Raw genomic sequence first — 18,602 nt, forward strand, 5'->3', positions numbered from 1 at the left:
CAAACTTTGAAAATTATATATACTTCACCTACAGCTCGTCCAAATTCATGATTTTATTCTTGTTTCTTCTGAAAAATCTTAATAACAACGGTCGTGCCAATTTGAGGAGAACTATAAATCGAGAAGTCGAAATCGTTCTGATAATAAAATTTCAAGCGATAATAGACGTTCTTTATACCAACATGCTCACCCATACTATCATCTTCCTTTAAACCACGAAGTAATTGCTCTAATTGTTCCTTTTTCATACCTGCCCCGTTATCAGTAAGCGTAAAAATCAACGTACCTTCCACGATATCAATATTTAGATGAATCCTTCCTTTTTCTTTAATCGCCTCTACTCCATGGATACTTGCATTTTCTACAAAAGGTAAAAACGTCATATTGGGTATCTTATAATCTAGTGCCGCGTCTACACAATCAATCTGAAATTCAATCTTATCGTTAAAGCGATATTTCTGGATTTCCAAAAAGCAATGAATAATTTTTAACTCATCACGAATGGATACCCATTCCTTTTCCCAAGTCAATGAATTACGGAAGATCTTCGCCATATTTTGTATGATCTTGGCTGTCTCTGTTTCATCCTTTATAATGCTTCTCATTCGAATTGTTTCTAGAGCATTAAAAAGGAAGTGTGGGTTAATTTGACTTCTAAGAGCACTGAGTTGAGCTTGCTTTTCTCTAAGCTCCAAGTCCTTCTTTTGGATATTAGCGACATAGACTTCATTAATTAAATGGTTAATTCTTGAAGACATACGATTAAATTCGGTTGTTAATTGTCCGATCTCATCTTTATCCTCAGCGTCTTTAATCATTTCAAACGTTTGCCCTTTCGCTTTTTTCATCGACCTCAACACTCTCGATATTCTCACATTTAATGACCGAGCAATGAGAATAATTAATAGAGAAGGAAATAAAAAGTTAATAAAAGCCAACGTAAATATGACACGGCTTGAATTATACACATCTGCCAATGCCTCTTTCTCATCAATAACTCCAACAACTTTCCAGCCTTTTAAGTAATTAGAATAAAAGCTACGTTCTTCAATTAATACGTCTTCAGGTAATTGTAACCGATAGAAATTTTGTTCGTCACTCTCACTTGTTGTACGACCATTCGTACGATATTCAATTCCGCCTTTTTCATTTAATAAATAAATATCTCCCTGTAAAGTGACATTAGCAAAGAGCTGTTCAATCGTAAGCGGATTAATATCCACTTTTATTATTTTTTCATGTGTAGATTTATTTTTATAAAAATCAAGTTCTCTAATCACACTAAATAAGCGACTATTTGTTTCTGGATTAGGTCTTAGAAGAATTGGACCATTGGTGTCCATAACCTCATCATACCAGTTGATTTCATCGACATATTGATGAATCGGTCTCACCCCACCAGCAAACAATACCGTATCATTATCGGTGTAAAAAGTGACCGCTTGAATCGAATAATATAAAGGCGTAATTCGATTTAAATAACGCAAATAATAGTCATAAGCTTCAATGTAGTCAATAGGTCGCTCATAGTCCTGTTCAAAAAAATCATACATCTCAGCATCTGTATAAAATCGTGTCGAGACGCCAACAGCTTGATCGATGGTTACGATAAAGTCGTTCGCAATTTGATTCATTATCAATTGAACATCATTCATTTTTTGCTTCCGTATTGAATTAATCGTCATTTGGTAAAAAAACACATTTGTAAAAATAATAGGAATGAGAACAAAAAATAAATAAAGAATCAGTAGTTTATTGCGAATTTTAATATCATTGAACTTTGGAATTCTATTTAACATGCCTATTACCCGTTCCATGATTCAATAATTGTTGACGATATTCAGTGGGTGTTACTTTCATTACTTTTTCAAACTGAGTAACAAAATAATCCGTACTGGCAAAGCCTACCTCTTTCGCAATTTCATAGACACGTAAATCTGTTTGTCGTAATAACTTCTTCGCTTCCGAAACCCTTAATTGTAATAGATAATCTTTAAAGTAAACACCAAACGTTTTTTTAAATAATTGCCCCATATAAACCGGATTCATATAAAAAGTTTGGGCAATCGATTTTAAGCTAATATTTTCGCGATAGTTCTCACCAATATAAGTCTTAATACGATAAATATCACCTTTCATGTTACTTTGACGTAATGTTTGAATATAGTCGGTGCTTTCAAAAACGAATTGTGAAAAGACTTGTTTTAGCTTTTTGACCGTTAAATTATGTTCCTCCCATCTCATCATAGCTGTAAAGGAACTAATTTCCTTTTCATCACCATTCATCCTTTTGATAATTTGGATAATTCCATAAATCAAACGATTAATCATCATTTTTATAGCCTTAGGTGAAAATTCTAACGTTTTAAAACTTAAAAACATATCATCAATCCCATCTGATAACTGATGAACATGATTTTCCTCCATACGTTCAATGAAAATACGGAACAATTGTAAATCAAAATCATCAAATTTAAAACGCTTTCTTTTTAATTCATCATAAAGAAGTGGTTGATGATCAAAGGTATATTTATAGGCCCTTGCCTCATCAGCCGTCTGAAATGAATGAGGTAATTCAAGAATATTGGCAATTTTCTCGCCAACAACTATTGTAAAATCCCATTCAAATTGGCTACTAATTTCCTTCTGAAGCTTGTGAATAAAAGCATTCATATTTCCCTTCTCCAAGTCTGCTGAACTAATGAGCATACCTAACATATTATTTTTTTGTTCATGAAAAGGCATGGTCCGCTCAACATTTAACACTTCTAAAAGTGTATCTTTGATTGCTTTTTTCAAACATTCCATCTTCATTTGATTATAGTGACAATCATTATTAATTTCGATTAACACATAGTACAAAAAGTTATTGGGGGACAACTTGGCTAAGGAAAGCCATTCCTCTATTTTTAAGTGATCCATCTTGCCATGAATTAATTCATAAAAGCCGTCTTGCAGCTCTATTTCAACCTGCTTTAAACGTTCTTTTTTTTGGCTATTAATAACTTTATTTAAATCAAATAAGATCGCCTCAAACTCCTCTTGATCGATAGGTTTCAAAACAAAATCAAACACTTGATAACGGACAGCCGTTTGAGCATATTTAAAATCGTTATACCCACTTACAATGATAAACGGGCATACGGGTTGCTCTAATTCTCGCGCCCTTTTTATTAACTCCAATCCATCTATCTCTGGCATTCTTATATCGGTTACAACCAAATCAGGCTTATGTTCTTGAATAATCTCCAGTGCTTGTTCACCATTATCTGCTTCCCAACAAACCTCATAACCAAATTGCTTCCAACTAATTAAGCTCCTTAACCCTTTTCTTACAAATATCTCATCATCTACAATTAGAACCCTATTCATCACTCATTCCACCTTTGCTAGATTTCATCCGAATAGTCAGTGCTAATTTCCTATACTCTCTTCCTCTTGCCATTTACGTTGTTTTTTTTCAACGTGGTTAAAAGCATTTAGTGCAAACCACATCACACACATCGCCAGTACACTGGAACTAAAAAAAGGAATTAGACCTGGTAGTAGATAAAATCCGTAACCAACGAATGCGATAATAAGTAATGTTAAGAAAACAAAATGAGGATTCATTAATCCAATGACTAACGCGGTCCTAAAAAGCTTAAGAAAGGATAATTGATAATGGACATACACAGGAAAAATAAACAAAGATACGACCACAAAAAAAATCGCAATAAGCGAATTCCCTACAAACAACAAATCCGCTCCTAAACCTGGCATCGTTCGAATCATAAAATAATTAAAGATAATGACAGCAGCCACTATGAGCATGATCAATCCAATTCCATTACTTTTTACAAATTCTTTTTTATACGTGTGAAAAAACGTAGTAAAAACAGAAGCATCAGCATCTTTCATTCGCCATTTCCTCACCACAGCAAATACGGCCACTGTAGCAGGTGTGAGACCGAAAATAATGAGTCCAGCTAATGTAAATAACAACCAAAGTAAATGAAGATAACCAAAGCGCCAAATCCACTCACAAGTTAAATAAAACCTACTCGACATCCAACTCACTTGCATCATTAGTCCCCCCTCATGTAAACGCTTTAAAAAATAGACAATTAATATTAATATTTAATTATACAAAACAACCAGCTTAACAAAAAGAGGAAAAACTATAGATTTTACTTTATTTTATTTAGATACTTATTGTTTTCACGTGTTAATAAGAGTAATAACCTGAAAGTTTATAGATTACTAGGGTAGGTTCAGTGATAACGGTAGGCCGTGAACGAAAATAAATGGTGCAAACCCAACAAAATGAATCACGAGCATCCATTTGAGAAATGGCTCATGCACGGTATTTTAGTTTTTCTTATATAAATAGAATAAGTAAATGACAACATAACCAACAGCCAAGCCAAGATGAATGAAGATACTGGACACAATGATATCTCGATAGTTGATGCCAACAAACAATGTTAATAGATTTGAACAAATAATAGCAAGCCCAACACCCATGTATTAACTACCGTCACTTTGTCGATGAGATGCCCTTCGAGCTCGTTCAGCTCTTTTCGTGTAGTTACTTCTCTTTTTTACTTGAGTAACTGGCTCAGTCGGCCCTTTTCGTGTAGTTACTCCTTCACTTTTCTCGAGTAACTGATACATTTGCTTTTTGATTTCCTCAAAACTCTTTATAACCCTTCATATTCGCTACGTACTTTGTAGAATCATCTATAAAAGGTTGCGAACTTATCATCGCAACCTTCCTCACCTTATTTATTCCCTAATTTCTTCGCAACAATCACATAGACTGGCTGCTTGGCCACTTGTGTGGTTGGAAATTGCTTCTCGGTAATTGTAAAACCAACTCTTTTCATCACCTCAACCATTTCATCAGAAGGAACACGCGGTGCTTGAGCAGAAGCTACCTTCTCCAATTCTATGCACAAGAAAGTACCACCATCATGTAACACTCGATATACTTCCTCTAATGCTTGTTCCAAAGGCTGTACCTCATGCAAGGAAATCGAAGCAATGGCCACGTCAAATTGCTCACTTGGCAAAGGCATATCTTTGAAATCACCTTGAACCGTTTTGATATTAACAATCTTTTTTTCCTTTGCTTTTGCTTCTAAGTACTGTAATATATCTTCGTCAAAGTCAAACGCGGTAACTCCCTTAACCAAATTGGCAAACGGAAGGGAAATATAACCAGTACCAGCTCCCAGATCTAATACCTGATCACTTTTTTTTAGCGAAAAATACGAAAACAATTCCTTCGCAGGAAAACGTTCGATTGATTCTAAGTTGTTGATTTTTCTTAACACTCTTTCATTCATTGATACACACCCTTTTAATTATAGATAAAACGAGTCTATAATAACTATAATCATTTTTAGTGAGTCTGTAAATGAATATGTCTCTGTTTTTTTATGGATCGCTATTTTACGAGCCCTCTTTTAATATAAGGGACTGTTACACTTTTCTGTTCAAATCGGTTTGACCCTATTGTAAAATTAATAAAAGCCTCAGCCTCTTGAACAGTCATCCAAACAATTTCCTCAATTTCTTCCGGCACCGTTACCTGTACATCGCCACCTATAACCTTTCCTGAAAAAGTGAAGAAGACCGCATGTTCTTGTTTTTTCTGAAAAAATGCTTCCGCTATGGAAAAAACCTCACCAACTTCAATATCTAAGTTCGTTTCCTCCTTGACCTCGCGGATTACCGCTTCTTCTAATGTCTCACCTTGCTCAACCGCTCCACCCGGGAGTGTATAATAGGATCCTGTCTCTCCTATATTTTTTACTAATAAAATTTGTTCACCCGTATCATCAAAAATGACTGCGTAAGTAACATCAACTCGTTTCACCACTTGGCTCCTCTCTAAACCCTTAAGTGGGTAAGCTACTTAAATGCTCATGGACTAATTTCCAGTCATTGTCCTTATCTTTAACAAATACATTGGTCGCTCTGCCATTTCCTTTTACGAACTTACCATCCCTATAACCTTCATAACGGTACTCATAAATACACGTCGCGTGCTCTTGTGCTTTTACGAGCCATTGAATATTTTCTGCCGAGTACTTCTCCTCTTTAATCAAGCACCAAGCCTTTTCAAAATACTGACCAATTTCATAATGGGATGTACAAACTCGGTCAGTAAACCAATAAACAGCATCTGGGTGAAGTAACTTTTTCACATTTCCAAAATCATGAGTATTTGTAGCGTTTATATACGCTTCAAGTATCTCTTCTGGTTTCATCTACATTCCTACTTTCTATTCACATATGAACCCTTGCTTTTTCCCATATTGAATCAAGCTTTCGTAAGGATCAACGTCATGTATACCTAGGACTTGGCAAAAAGCTTGTTCCGTTTTTATTCCTTGTCTCTTTAGTGCGATAATTTCTTCTTTTATATGTGGCCACTTATTTAATAATTTACTTTCGATAATCATATGTAAGTAGGCATACTGCTCAAATACAGGTTGTGCTTGTCCAAATAATTCAAATTCATAACCCCCCATTAAAAAATTCACTTTCACGACGGCTCTTTCTCTAATCTGTTTATGTTTGATTTGAAAACCGCTAAACTCACCATAAAGTAACTTCACTCGTTTTTCGAAACTCTTAACATCATATACTTCAAAAATTATATCTAAATCCGAGCCTTGCACATCGATTTCTATAGGGAATGTTCCACAAAGAACCGGGTTATAATAAGCTAAATCTTTCATAATACCTAGCTTATTTAAAACATCAAAAATGGCTCGTTGCCTATCATTTCCTGTTTCCAAATAATCAATGGTTGTATACATGACATCTCCCCCAGCAGGATTTACATTTAACTTCATATGGAGCACACCCGTAAATGGAATAAAAGAATTTTGTCACCGTCTTCAATCCTGTTTTCCAATTTTTCGAGTACGATGTACAAGCAAATCCGTTTACACTTCTTGCTTCACTTCATATCTACTCAATAATTCATAAGGTCTAACTCGAAAAGCCTCATACGGTAAATAGTTCGAGTTCATGGCATCTAAGGCTCTACTTCTAAATTGCTCCCTTGTAATCCATTGAGCAATATTGGCTTTTGTTAAGGCAGTAAAAGCAATTTCTGCCGTTTCATCCTCTGCTGGCGTTAAGTCGCCAGATTGATAATCACCTCTAAAAACTACACACGTAACCCCTCTTGTGACATTTTGATAGATACCTGTTATCCCATTTAAGCGAATGGTCACTCCTGTTTCTTCCAAAACCTCTCGATGAATGGCTTCTTCTAATGTTTCTCCTTCTTCAACGACTCCACCTGGCATTTCCATCGTATCAGAGCGGTGAACGTTTCTTACGAGTAAAACTTCTCCTTTTTCATTCGTTATGTATCCACTAACAGCCATACCATGCTTTGCTGAGTGATAAGCAGAAGGAAATGGTTCTGTTGAGGTTAGCCTCTCTCTTTCGCACTTCAAATAAAAGTCGTCAAGTGTCTCTTCCTCTAGCATAGCCTTGATTCTTTGCTCATGCTCGTTATCTTTATATTTCCAAATCACCGTCACTTTATTTCCCTCTTCACTCACCCATCGACCAATAAGCTGTGCCCCATCTTGAATATGAATCGAATAGATTTCCCGGTGAAAAAATCGTGTTAATTCCTCTAATTGTTCTCGTTTGATCGTGTACACTTCTTTTATGTAGGTCATCTTAGTCCTCCTTGTATGTTTAAGCACCTCTACCTTTTTTTATTATAATTCTGTTTCACATACGTGGCTCTCATTCCCAATCCTCAAGCAGCGCCCAAGTAATGGCTGGTTTCCTTTTAATTGATCTCATCGTTCCAACCCAAACATGATCATCTTGGTGTGTGGAAGCATGCCTGATAATTTCAAGCGTAGTTGCTGAGACAGATTTACTCTCAATTTGCTTAATCGGAATCCAGGATAATGAGCCTTCTTCGCTTTCTACTAATGGCTGGTCATGCATTAACACACCAAAGAACACATATTGTGTCCTAATTTCACGATTACTTTTATTCCTAAACACCATATATTTCAGTGAAAGCCCCTGTATATGCTCATCAGTTAAGCCTGTTTCCTCCTCTAACTCTCGTAAACAAGCTCGATAAGGATCACTTATTTCACCTTCTTCAAGGTGTCCACCAATTGGAACAAGCATGCCAGGTAGAAAAGGGCTGGTTGTTTTTTTCTGTAGAAACAGCAGCTCATTTTTCTTATTGAATATAAAAGCCACCGCTAATTGCCTCAATTGCATCGGTTATCAGACCTTTCATCTTATTAATCTCCCTGCCATAGCCTTTCTACTTGAAGCAATTGTTCGTCTTTAAATTGCAGCTTATAAATATCTGGCTTTGTTGTGCTTTGCCAAAAAGCAAAACCAAATTGCTCATCAAAACCGTTTAATATACTAGTCATAATACTTCCATGTGTTCCAATCACAATCGCTTCGCCCTTATATTTCTTCAAAAGCTCTTTCACAATAGGAAGCGAACGCTCTTGTGCTTCTTTAATGGTCTCGCCACCACGTAAACAATAATCCTTATCTTCCAGTGATTGTTGAATAGCTACTAATAATTCAGCTTTGGGTAATTGATAGTCCCATGCTTTAATGGATCTCTCCTTCAATCCCTCATACGTTTGAATCTCGAGCCCCCTCTGCTTAGCAATGCTCTCTACCGACTGAATCGCTCTCGTATATGGACTTGAAACAACAGCCGCTATCTCTTTATCTATTAACAAATTCGTTACTGTCTCTACATCATCAAACCCTTTTTGTGACAAGCCTCTCGTCCGTTCCTCCCCTTTTTTAAAAGGAGATTCGGCATGACGCACCATAAAAACTGTTGTAATCATTTGTACCCTCCTTACCTTCTATATATGTATTTAATTGTTTACAAGCCAGATGAACTCACCTATTCCATGACTTAAATAATAAGCACCAATCCAGATACTAGACTTAAACCAATGAAATAATAGAAATTACCTTTATCGTTTAATTGTTCTTGCAGTGTTGTTTGAAAAAATGCATCATGTGATTTTTTTGAAATAACGATGTCTTTTTGGCGGGGACATACATGTGGATGAATTTCCCACCCTTCTGTTTGATAAGCCAAAGCCTTCCCAGGTACCGCTTGATGTTGAATCTAATAGATCGGCACTTGAACATCCCTAGCCTTTGAGATTAAAAGGTTTATATTTTTCAGAAATATATTTCCCTCGTATACTTCTTTCCTTTCTGCAAACATCGCATTTTGAACATCAATAATAAGCAATGCTGTTTTCAATTCACCCCTCCTAACTACGTATTAATTGTAGCATAATTCAGACATATCCAATCAGCATTTTCATTTCTCCTATGCTCAAATCATCATCATTTAAAGGTCTTTTGGATTAATAATGGCTAATAAATGATGGTCTTCCCACTTGCCATTTATTTTTACATTTTTGCGAGATAATCCTTCTATCTCAAAACCAGCTTTTTGTAACACTTTTAAAGACCCCATATTATGTGGCATGACACCTGCTTCGATTCTATGTAGTGAAAGTTGAGTAAATGCATAGTCCACGACCGCTTTAACTGACTCCGTGCCATATCCTTTCCCGTTAAGATTTCGATCAATAAAGTAACCGATATAAGCACTTTGAAGCGGTCCACGAACAACTTGAAAAAGCTGGATGAGTCCTATTAATTGTTCTTGTAAAAAGATACCGAATTGATAGACTGTATCTTCCTGCCAATTGTTCTGCCATCTTTCAAGTAATTCCTTCTGATAGTCAATCGTATAAAATCGCTCTGGTCTAGTAATCGCAAATTTCTCAAAAAAGTCCCTATTCTTCACCTGAAAATGAAATAGCACTTCCACTTCTACTAAGTCAAATGGTCTAATTAATAGATTATCCGTTTTTAACATTAGCGCTTGACTCCTTCTTTTTTATTTTGAAATAAAACTGTTCATCCGCAACAAAACTCTTAATTCCCGATACCATTTCTATTATAATGATAGAATGTATCAAAAACTTATCGTTATGGAGTGTGTCATATGAGTTATATTCTTATTCATGGACTTGGTCAGAATCCTTCAAGCTGGCAAACCGTCATCGAAGCATCACAGTTACCAACCCATACATATTGTCCTGATCTTTTTCAACTACTTGGAGAAACAGATCCATCTTATGAGAATCTATACGAGAAATTTAAAGAAGATTTAGATAAAAAAGAAGGGCGTATCCATCTATGCGGTCTTTCACTCGGTGCGATATTATCCCTTCATTATACAATTGAACGACCTGAGAAGGTACAATCACTCATTTTAATAGGGGCTCAATATAAAATGCCTAAGCTGATTTTATCCATGCAAAATTTTGTCTTTCAATTTATGCCAAACCAAACATTTAGCAAGCTTGGTATCAATAAAAAATCGTTTATCTCATTAACTAACTCATTAAAGGAGCTAGATTTCACGCAACAACTAGAAAAAATTACTTGCCCCACTTTAATTGTTTGCGGAGAAAAAGATTTGGCTAATAAACCTGCGTTTAAACACTTAAGCCAAACTATTCAACAAGCTCAAGCTATAATGGTTAAAGACGCAGGTCACGAAATCAACCAAGATCATCCACACGAATTAGCTAAGGTAATAGATGGCTTTTGGCATACCACTGACTATTGACCGTAAATTCTTAATCGCTTTTTTTGAATCGTTAAGAAGATACAAAGAAAAATAGAAATGAGTATTGTAGCGAACCGCAGCGTTAATCGCCGTTTGCTCAGGCTTTCTCCTACTTTTTTCGCTCGTAACCCCGAGATTCCTCGTTTGCTCGGGCTTTCTCCTGCTTTTTCCGCTCGTAACCCCGCGATTCCGCTTTTGCTCGGGCTTTCTTCTACTTTTTTCGCTCGCAACCCCGAGATTCCACGTTTACTCGGGCTTTCTACTACTTTTTTCGCTCGCAACCCCGAGATTCCACGTTTGCTCGGGCTTTCTCCTACTTTTTTCGCCCGCAACCCCGAGATTCCACGTTTGCTCGGGCTTTCTCCTACTTTTTTCGCTCGCAACCCCGAGATTCCACGTTTGCTCGGGCTTTCTACTACTTTTTTCGCCCGCAACCCCGAGATTCCGCTTTTGCTCGGGGTTTCTCCTACTTTTTTCGCTCGCAACCCCGAGATTCAGCTTTTGCTCGGGCTTGCTCACGCTTTTTCAGCCCGCAACCTTTTTTTGGAATACACGATTCCATAATGAACAAGATCTTCATAACGACCTTCTTTTATGACATGCTCTTTCAGTATGCCTTCTTGAGTCATTCCAACCTTTTCCATAATTCTTCCTGAAGCAGGGTTGGACGAAAAAAAGCGGGCAAAAATCTTATGCAGCTTCTTTACTCTAAACCCAAAGTCAATCATTGCTTGTGCCGCCTCAGTACCGTAACCCTTTCCCCAGTATTCTTCGCCAATCCAATAAGCTAACTCACCATGTTTAAATGTGGAGTGATTCGATAAGGAGATAGCTCCATACAATGTCCCATCACCTTTATCGGTTATAGCTAATTCATAGGAACGCTCTTCCTCAAAATTACGTTTATGATTTTCCATCCATACTAATGCGTCTTCTAATACATACGGGTAAGGCAAATACAAAGTACTTTTATAGATTTGATAATTATTACACAATACTTGAACGTCTTTCGCATCACTTACCTCAAATAAACGCAAACATAGGCGCTCCGTTGTAATGATTCTTTTGTCTTGATCATAGTTCATAATTATTCTCCTTCCACATATCTGGTGTGAAACATAAAGGTACAAAAAAGCCCATCGTCTCATAGAGACGACAGGCATAACCTAACGTGGTACCACTCTGATTGATTTTTCATACATAAAAAAATCCACTTAATCGTTGTTAACGAATTCGATCCGTTTAGCCCTACTTCGGTTCAGGCTAACCACTTCTAAGCGACTTCAGGCGAGGTGTTGGCCATCTTCCAGCAACCGACAGCTCTCTCATGCAACAGCCTCTACCCTACTACTCTTATTCACAGTGTTTTCTATATTTTTAAATATTTTAACGTAAAGCTAAAATAAGTCAAGCCAATTCTCAAAATACAAATTCTCTAAGAACAAATACTTAGCCAAAATAACAACCTCTTTATGGTTCTAGTGATTGCTCATAAGCCTCTAATAAAGTATCACGTCAGCTTCCTCACGTAATAGCTGTTCAAACCCTCTTCGGTCCTACACCCCCAAGCCTTTGCCCGTTCATTTAATTCATGAACAAATGACTGTTTCCCATCTTGATATTTTTGATGCTCATGAGGGAATTGCTGCTTTAATTGGAGCTTTAGCTCTCCATAGGCTTTGGCTTCTTCATGATGATGTAATAAATATTTTTTAAAAACCAATTGATGCTCGATTTGCACACTACCTAACTGATAGATATGAAGATGATGAGTCCGATGAATCCCTCCTTTCGGAAAATACCTTCTGCCTTTTATTCCATTTTCCCCTTTAGGTATATAGCCTATCCTCATCAACTCATCATCGTATGTATCAACCCTATCTATTTCTTTGACGACGACTAATATATCAATGACAGGCTTTGCATAACCAATTGTAGGGATCGATGTACTACCAATATGGTGGATGGCCATTAAATCTTCCTTTAAAATTCCTTTAAGTAACGTCTCTTCCTTCTCATAACGTTGACTCCATTCACTTGTCCAAGCTTCAATCGTTGTTTTTCTCATCGTGTCATCACTCACCATTTATTGGCATACATTCGAGCTGAGGATGATGGAGAAAAGATAACGTGAAAATCAGCCTGTAATTCACTCTTTATCTTCTCTGTTAGTTTGAAGCCAGCTTGATTATGCTGTTCCTCTAACCGAATTCCGTTTGGTAAAAGCACATCTTTTTGCCAGTCAATCCATTCTCCGTATTCCATCCCCCAATGAGCTAGCTGCTGTTTTAATGCAGATGAAACCGGAAAATCATCTAACTCTAAGTTACAACCGCAATGTTGACACCAAATCGGATCTGCTCCAACATCCCCTTCCACTTTGATCGTCGTTGTAACATTGTTTTCGCATAAACATTCCATCATCTTCCACTCCCCTTTTCGCTCTATGTAATCATGTCAACCAATGATTTGGCCTTTCAATAAAATCTGGTAATACCGTCATGTGATTACCTTTAGCTGAATTAATTTGTGACTGAGTTAAAAAGAGTGCCCCCGTTAAATTCGCAGCACTTAAGTTTGCATCTCGCAAATCAGCCCCAATAAAATCAGCAAAGCTTAAATTCGTATGCTTCAAATTAGCCGCAATCAATAATTTCCCACGCAAATTAGCTCCTTGAAGGTTTTGTCCATTTAAATGAGCCCCAATATAATCATGACGAACCAGCTTTTGACCACTGCTTTTATTTTTACGATACGATTCACTCGTTTGAAGCAACAATTCATTGACGTTCATTCTTTGTTGCTGAATATCTAAGTCCATTAAATACTGCGGTGATTCGTTTGTGTTTCCTTCCAAATCGATTATCATCTCTCTGATTTCTTCATGAATGATAGATGTTTCCTTTAAGCGTATCGCTTGTTGTAAATACCACAACATCTCATGAAGCTGTTGAACAATTGGGAAAACGACGAACATCTCTTTACTTTTATTAGCATGACTACGCCAATCTTCGCCCTTGTATAAGGTTTGTGATACATGCTGCCCTGCTCCAAAACATTCATAGGAAACACAGCCGTTAAAACCCTTTTCTTTTAAACTTTTATGTACCAAACATTGATGACTAGATGATAGGTTTTGGCACGGCTCTCCACTGTTTTTATCCAGAGGAAAATCAGCAGACCTGGCAAAAGGCAAAGCCACACAGCATAAGCCAAAACAGTTTGCACAATCTGATTTTAAGTGCCTAATCATTGAAATCACTTCCCCATACGAATAATATCATTTTCCAACTATTATCATAACATAGGGAAACGTGTGAGGCTTTTTTACTTTATCTACCTTTACTTTTTATTGATATATGTCCAAATACTAGGCAGCTCATACGATACTAGATGCTGATAATCAACCGTCCGTATTGGAGAAGGTAACGACGGTGCAATTTAAAATGTAATTTAGTCATTGCCTACTGCAATAGGAGGACCAACAACTGGATCCACCCAACAAAAAAGAGCCTTCCTAATAGAAAAGCTCTGATAAGATATGTATGTTTATTTTATAAATTCATATTCTCAACACCGAGCAGCAACGGTAATAATGCCACAACGATACCCGCTATCATAATAACTGCCCCAAAAAATTTTAAGGAGATTTCATCCTGATAGGACACTCCTTGTTTTAGAAAATAATCAAGAAGCACAGGAGCTTTCCCTCTAAAAACAAAGTAACCAAACAGGACTATGACCAAACCAATTCCAATGACTAAAAATTTGTATTGGCATAACTTCCACCGCAAACTATTTTTCTACCTATTTTTATTTACGAAAAATTTTGTTAATAGGTTTTGAAAAACAGCAAATTAGCATTCTACTTATAGGTATTTTCGTGAAACAATAAATTCAACAAGCGGAAGTAGTACCATCGCAATGCCTAATGCACCAAGTAGAAAAAGATTATATTCCGCATTGACTGTATAATCTATAAAGACAAAAATGAGAAGTACTACGACTAAAACGAAATAACTAATCTTTGAGCTTTGCTCCGTAATCCTCTTCCCGAGCTCTTCGTTTTCTAAAATTCCATCCTTTTCCTTTTCATTACCCCATGTTATCGCCGAGAAAAATGACATTAATAATACCGAAGAAACTAGAATTTCATCAAAACCTAATGTCTGTCCTGACATCACTTTATAAATAATAAACGCAACAACCGCAAATGCAGATACCGCAAAGATGAGTGCTATGATCTTCTTCGTACTCATTACTTCCTCACTCCCCTTTCTTTAATCGTTTTCCCTAATTGGTTTAAAAACCTCTTCCATCGTCACATTTAAATGAAAGGCGATATCAAAGGCTAATTGTAAGCTCGGATCATACTTGTTATTCTCAATCGCATTAATCGTTTGCCTACTAACCTGACACAAATCGGCTAATCCCCCTTGCGATAATCCCTTTTGCTCTCGATAAAGCTTAATTTTATTATCCACTTCATAATCCTCACTTCTATAGGTGTAAAAGATTTTTTACAACCTAATTATATGTAAAAACCAATGTACCTGTCAAATACTTTTTACACCCTATTCATTTCACTTTCGATAATGAATTGCTTAGCAAGCGTTCCTAAGCGTATGCGTATTATTGCTATGGAGTATTAACAAAATAATACAATAAAAGAGCCTTCCTAACTTTAAAGGAAAGCACTTTTGTGTATGATTCATATTCTTACCTATAAATTCTTCGCTACAAAAGCTCCTAATCCAATGACGATGTATATAACCATAAAACTCACGATCAACCAAACTGTTTCTATCGCATGAATGCCTGAAGCGTATAAAGCAATTAAAACCGCCCCACCCCCGATTAATAAAACATAAAGAACAATCAGCAAGTACCGTTGCATGTTCTTAAGTGTGCGCTCGTCAACATCAGGAACATTCCCATTTCTTTTCCGTTTCCACTTATCTATGAAAAATGTAGTAGCTAAACCTATAATAGCTCCCGCAATTATTGGGAGAATTAATTCAAGCCTAAATGCTCTTTCAAATAAATAGGAACCTAAAATTCCGCCAATTGTCATAAATAAAATAATTGCGATGGTCATTATCCATTGTAATTTGTTCATTTTGTGTCCTCCTCTTTATCATCTAGATAAAATAACTGTTCGATAGGAACGTCGAAATATCGTACTAACTTTAAAGCCAACTCAAGACTTGGATTATATTTATTTTTCTCAATCGCATTAATCGTCTGCCTGGTTATTTGCAAATCCTCTGCCATCTTAACCTGAGTAATCCCTTTCTGCTGCCTTATTTCACGAATATGATTAATGACCCTCATTGGTCCCTCCTTAGAAAGGTAAAGATATCTTTACAGTCAATATATATCAAACGGTTCCAAGTGTCAAGATATCTTTACACTACAAACAAAAAAAGTAACCTTTCTCTCAAAGATTACTTGGTACATTTTTATGTACAGGTATGGTGAGCAAAATAATGTATGGTTGCTATATAGAACGGATAGCTAAATAGCATTGCAATAACAATTAACCCGGTCCCTGGATTCGGAACATCCCCTGGAAATAGGGTAATAAAGCTATAAATAAAAGGGTACTAATTATATTTAATTTCAATAGATACTTCATAGCACCATGCCTCCTTGTATGAAGTTATTTTATTATAAAAGTTCACTAAAGGCATGATTCCATAATTTTAAAAATAACTTACCCTATACTGTTTTCGCGATACCACATAAACCCTCATCTCTACTCTTTTGTTGTCGTCACCTGGCTATTAGGACACTTTAACCCGCTTACCTGCCCTTTCATTGTCGTCATGCTCTCATCGACATGTTCTTGCCTTTTTTGCCTATGATCATGTCGTCCATACTCCTTCATCGACATGTTCTTCGACTTTTTTGCCCATGTTCATGTCGTCCATACTCACTCATCGACATGTTCTTCGACTTTTTTGCCCATGATCATGTCGTCCATACCCCCTTATCGACATGTTCTTTGACTTTTTTACCTATGATCATGTCGTCCATACTCACTCATAGACATGTTCTTCGACTTTTTTACCTATGATCATGTCGTCCATACTCACTCATAGACATGTTCTTCGACTTTTTTGCCCATGATCATGTCGTCCATACTCACTCATCGACATGTTCTCTCCCTTTTTTGCCCATGATCATGTCGACCAGTTTCACAACAAACAAACTCCACTAAACACATTTCACTAGAGTCTTCACTATGGGCATCCTTTAATCCGTCCTTATCTCATAATGCTGAGCCTTATTATCCTCAATTGAAATGACCAACCACTCACTATCAATACTTATAAAACTCCGCTCGGGGCCAAGATAATAAACCATTGTCATATCATCTGCAAAATATCCGTTTTCATCAGGGTCCCCTAGTAAAGAGACGATTTCATCTAGGCTCTTACCGATTAATTCCGTGTTATGTAGAAAATTATCAATAATCATCACCCGTTCACTCGGTTCACTTACCCATTTTTCACTCGAAAACGTTGCCCTCTCTACGAAAATACCTAAGCAAATAAGACAGAAGAGCGGTGCAATTACACTGAGACTTATCAGCTTTTTGTTACTTCGCTTGTTCACACCACTCTTTACCAACAATCGGCTCAAAAACATAGCAAAGAGAATAAAGATAACAAAAGGTAAAACAATGAGAATAATAGCGGCTATCGTCAGCGTTTTATAATCGAAAACGATAACACTAAAAACGAGTAAATAATATAAGATATAGTGAGCAATGGAACCTATCATTAATGTATAATAAGCCTTTTTTCTATCCATGTATTCACCAATTTTCCTCTTTACTCTTTAGACGAGCACCTTTCGATAACGGTTTTATAAAACGTCAAGAAAGTGCTTCGTCCATCGTATTGGTTAGGGTAAATCATACTCTTCCTTTACAATGAGCAAAAAAGCCTCACCAAAGATGTGAGACTTTTTTAGATTTGGAGCTTATAACAACCTTATCGACGTTTTCCTATAATCCCCATATTAATTTGTACATAGGAAAAGTCAGAACATTCAGGCCAGCCTATCCATTACTTCAACAATCCAACCATCTGCAACCCGTGCACTAGCCCATCATCATCGACATGCTTGGTTACATACTTAGCTTTTTCCTTCACTTCTGGTTCTGCATTGCCCATCGCTACACTATTGTGAATTTCCGATAACATCTCAACGTCATTGAACCCATCACCAAAGGCATATTGCCTTTCTTTAGGATAATTGAGTTTTTCCATGACCTTTGCAATCCCAACAGCTTTTGAACCACCACTCGGTACAATATCAAGGGAAACAGGATGCCAGCGAACAAAGTGAAGGCCATCATATTGATTTTCGTAGACCGTTTCTTCACCTTCTGCACAGAAAAGTAAAGCTTGATAAATGTCACGCCCTTTATAAAACTCAGGATCGTGGGACGGCATTTGATAAATTTTCAAACTTGAAATACTCTCTTGGATATACGCATGCTCTTCTGTTACATTAGCTTTCATTTCTTCATGGTTCATATATACAACAGGATGACCATGCTTAACAGCGTCTTCTGTAAACTTTTCAATTTCTATTTCATTCAGTGGATTCGTATAAATGACCTCACCTTTGACAACGACATACTGACCGTTATAGCTAACATACGTATCAATACCTAACTCCTCACGTAATTCTTTATACATAAATGGAGCTCTTCCGGTTGCAATTGCGACCTCATGCCCGTCACTTTTAAGTTGTTGAATCGCCTTTTTGGCTGATTCGGGTAATGATTTATCTTCCGTTAATAAAGTTCCATCAATATCAAAAAATATCACGCTTTTCTCCACTAGTATCCCTCTTTCTATCTGAATTGAAATGATCGTGCTTTTAAACTTTTAAAGTCATGATCCAT

Annotated in this window: 25 protein-coding genes, 1 pseudogene and 1 other annotated feature; of the genes and pseudogenes, 2 read left to right on the plus strand and 24 right to left on the minus strand. The window is 36.7% G+C overall.

The window, feature by feature from the left end; translation table 11 throughout:
- Window positions 1–53: 53 nt before the first annotated feature.
- From PQ479_RS14480 to PQ479_RS14540, 13 genes and pseudogenes are all read right to left on the minus strand, one after another.
- Window positions 54–1,799: a sensor histidine kinase gene (locus PQ479_RS14480; protein ID WP_047988439.1), complete on the minus strand. Its 1,746-nt coding sequence runs from the start codon at window positions 1,797–1,799 to the stop codon at window positions 54–56.
- Window positions 1,789–3,372 carry a response regulator transcription factor gene (locus PQ479_RS14485; RefSeq protein WP_047988438.1) on the minus strand — a complete coding sequence of 528 codons (1,584 nt, stop codon included), beginning with the start codon at window positions 3,370–3,372 and terminating at the stop codon, window positions 1,789–1,791. The genes PQ479_RS14480 and PQ479_RS14485 overlap by 11 nt, the downstream gene beginning before the upstream one ends.
- A gap of 42 nt (window positions 3,373–3,414) precedes the next feature.
- Window positions 3,415–4,065: a YesL family protein gene (locus PQ479_RS14490; protein WP_047988437.1), complete on the minus strand. Its 651-nt coding sequence runs from the start codon at window positions 4,063–4,065 to the stop codon at window positions 3,415–3,417.
- Between the two features lie 285 nt (window positions 4,066–4,350).
- Window positions 4,351–4,506 (minus strand): hypothetical protein, encoded by a 156-nt coding sequence (locus PQ479_RS14495; protein ID WP_273717061.1) that lies wholly within the window; start codon window positions 4,504–4,506, stop codon window positions 4,351–4,353.
- Between the two features lie 257 nt (window positions 4,507–4,763).
- Window positions 4,764–5,330 (minus strand): class I SAM-dependent methyltransferase, encoded by a 567-nt coding sequence (locus PQ479_RS14500; RefSeq protein WP_047988436.1) that lies wholly within the window; start codon window positions 5,328–5,330, stop codon window positions 4,764–4,766.
- Between the two features lie 101 nt (window positions 5,331–5,431).
- On the minus strand, window positions 5,432–5,863 hold the full coding sequence (locus PQ479_RS14505; protein WP_047988435.1) for an NUDIX hydrolase: 432 nt from the start codon (window positions 5,861–5,863) through the stop codon (window positions 5,432–5,434).
- A 22-nt stretch (window positions 5,864–5,885) separates the two neighbouring features.
- Window positions 5,886–6,257, minus strand: a complete 372-nt coding sequence (locus PQ479_RS14510) for a YybH family protein (RefSeq protein WP_047988434.1) — start codon at window positions 6,255–6,257, stop codon at window positions 5,886–5,888.
- A 15-nt stretch (window positions 6,258–6,272) separates the two neighbouring features.
- Complete coding sequence (locus PQ479_RS14515; protein WP_047989507.1) at window positions 6,273–6,812, minus strand: DUF4269 domain-containing protein; 540 nt, start codon at window positions 6,810–6,812, stop codon at window positions 6,273–6,275.
- A gap of 129 nt (window positions 6,813–6,941) precedes the next feature.
- Complete coding sequence (locus PQ479_RS14520; RefSeq protein WP_069187716.1) at window positions 6,942–7,694, minus strand: NUDIX domain-containing protein; 753 nt, start codon at window positions 7,692–7,694, stop codon at window positions 6,942–6,944.
- A gap of 70 nt (window positions 7,695–7,764) precedes the next feature.
- Window positions 7,765–8,241: an NUDIX hydrolase gene (locus PQ479_RS14525; protein WP_273717062.1), complete on the minus strand. Its 477-nt coding sequence runs from the start codon at window positions 8,239–8,241 to the stop codon at window positions 7,765–7,767.
- Window positions 8,242–8,285: 44 nt separating this feature from the next.
- Window positions 8,286–8,861, minus strand: coding sequence for a histidine phosphatase family protein (locus PQ479_RS14530; RefSeq protein WP_047988432.1), 576 nt, complete (start codon window positions 8,859–8,861; stop codon window positions 8,286–8,288).
- Between the two features lie 71 nt (window positions 8,862–8,932).
- Window positions 8,933–9,292 (minus strand): annotated as a pseudogene (locus PQ479_RS14535) (isochorismatase family protein).
- Between the two features lie 90 nt (window positions 9,293–9,382).
- The gene (locus PQ479_RS14540) at window positions 9,383–9,919 is read right to left on the minus strand and encodes a GNAT family N-acetyltransferase (RefSeq protein ID WP_047988431.1); all 537 of its coding nucleotides are present in this window, start codon (window positions 9,917–9,919) and stop codon (window positions 9,383–9,385) included.
- A 129-nt stretch (window positions 9,920–10,048) separates the two neighbouring features.
- Between PQ479_RS14540 and PQ479_RS14545 the strand changes: the two genes are divergently transcribed.
- Both PQ479_RS14545 and PQ479_RS14550 read left to right on the plus strand, forming a co-directional pair.
- Complete coding sequence (locus PQ479_RS14545) at window positions 10,049–10,678, plus strand: alpha/beta fold hydrolase (protein WP_047988430.1); 630 nt, start codon at window positions 10,049–10,051, stop codon at window positions 10,676–10,678.
- A 57-nt stretch (window positions 10,679–10,735) separates the two neighbouring features.
- On the plus strand, window positions 10,736–11,242 hold the full coding sequence (locus tag PQ479_RS14550) for a hypothetical protein (protein WP_273717063.1): 507 nt from the start codon (window positions 10,736–10,738) through the stop codon (window positions 11,240–11,242).
- On the opposite strand, the gene PQ479_RS14555 is transcribed toward PQ479_RS14550, so the two are convergent.
- The 11 genes from PQ479_RS14555 to PQ479_RS14605 all read right to left on the minus strand — a co-directional run bounded on the left by PQ479_RS14555 (window position 11,194) and on the right by PQ479_RS14605 (window position 18,543).
- Window positions 11,194–11,763: a GNAT family N-acetyltransferase gene (locus PQ479_RS14555; protein ID WP_047988427.1), complete on the minus strand. Its 570-nt coding sequence runs from the start codon at window positions 11,761–11,763 to the stop codon at window positions 11,194–11,196. The genes PQ479_RS14550 and PQ479_RS14555 overlap by 49 nt on opposite strands.
- A gap of 60 nt (window positions 11,764–11,823) precedes the next feature.
- Window positions 11,824–12,048, minus strand: a binding site (T-box leader).
- Window positions 12,049–12,188: 140 nt separating this feature from the next.
- Window positions 12,189–12,746, minus strand: a complete 558-nt coding sequence (locus PQ479_RS14560) for a GrpB family protein (protein ID WP_047988426.1) — start codon at window positions 12,744–12,746, stop codon at window positions 12,189–12,191.
- Between the two features lie 11 nt (window positions 12,747–12,757).
- Window positions 12,758–13,102: a hypothetical protein gene (locus PQ479_RS14565; protein ID WP_337957109.1), complete on the minus strand. Its 345-nt coding sequence runs from the start codon at window positions 13,100–13,102 to the stop codon at window positions 12,758–12,760.
- Window positions 13,103–13,130: 28 nt separating this feature from the next.
- On the minus strand, window positions 13,131–13,931 hold the full coding sequence (locus tag PQ479_RS14570) for a pentapeptide repeat-containing protein (protein WP_047988425.1): 801 nt from the start codon (window positions 13,929–13,931) through the stop codon (window positions 13,131–13,133).
- 301 nt (window positions 13,932–14,232) lie between these two features.
- Window positions 14,233–14,472, minus strand: coding sequence for a hypothetical protein (locus tag PQ479_RS14575; protein WP_047988424.1), 240 nt, complete (start codon window positions 14,470–14,472; stop codon window positions 14,233–14,235).
- Window positions 14,473–14,547: 75 nt separating this feature from the next.
- Window positions 14,548–14,937: a hypothetical protein gene (locus PQ479_RS14580; RefSeq protein WP_047988423.1), complete on the minus strand. Its 390-nt coding sequence runs from the start codon at window positions 14,935–14,937 to the stop codon at window positions 14,548–14,550.
- 21 nt (window positions 14,938–14,958) lie between these two features.
- Window positions 14,959–15,162 carry a helix-turn-helix transcriptional regulator gene (locus tag PQ479_RS14585; protein ID WP_047988422.1) on the minus strand — a complete coding sequence of 68 codons (204 nt, stop codon included), beginning with the start codon at window positions 15,160–15,162 and terminating at the stop codon, window positions 14,959–14,961.
- 239 nt (window positions 15,163–15,401) lie between these two features.
- The gene (locus PQ479_RS14590; protein WP_047988421.1) at window positions 15,402–15,797 is read right to left on the minus strand and encodes a hypothetical protein; all 396 of its coding nucleotides are present in this window, start codon (window positions 15,795–15,797) and stop codon (window positions 15,402–15,404) included.
- Complete coding sequence (locus PQ479_RS14595) at window positions 15,794–16,012, minus strand: helix-turn-helix transcriptional regulator (protein WP_047988420.1); 219 nt, start codon at window positions 16,010–16,012, stop codon at window positions 15,794–15,796. Before PQ479_RS14595 ends, PQ479_RS14590 begins: the two co-directional genes overlap by 4 nt.
- A 924-nt stretch (window positions 16,013–16,936) precedes the next feature.
- Window positions 16,937–17,497, minus strand: a complete 561-nt coding sequence (locus PQ479_RS14600) for a hypothetical protein (protein ID WP_047988419.1) — start codon at window positions 17,495–17,497, stop codon at window positions 16,937–16,939.
- A gap of 257 nt (window positions 17,498–17,754) precedes the next feature.
- The gene (locus PQ479_RS14605) at window positions 17,755–18,543 is read right to left on the minus strand and encodes a Cof-type HAD-IIB family hydrolase (protein ID WP_047988418.1); all 789 of its coding nucleotides are present in this window, start codon (window positions 18,541–18,543) and stop codon (window positions 17,755–17,757) included.
- Between the last annotated feature and the right edge of the window lie 59 nt (window positions 18,544–18,602).

This window comes from Alkalihalobacillus pseudalcaliphilus (assembly GCF_028610675.1).
Lineage (GTDB): Bacteria > Bacillota > Bacilli > Bacillales > Bacillaceae_D > Alkalihalobacillus > Alkalihalobacillus pseudalcaliphilus.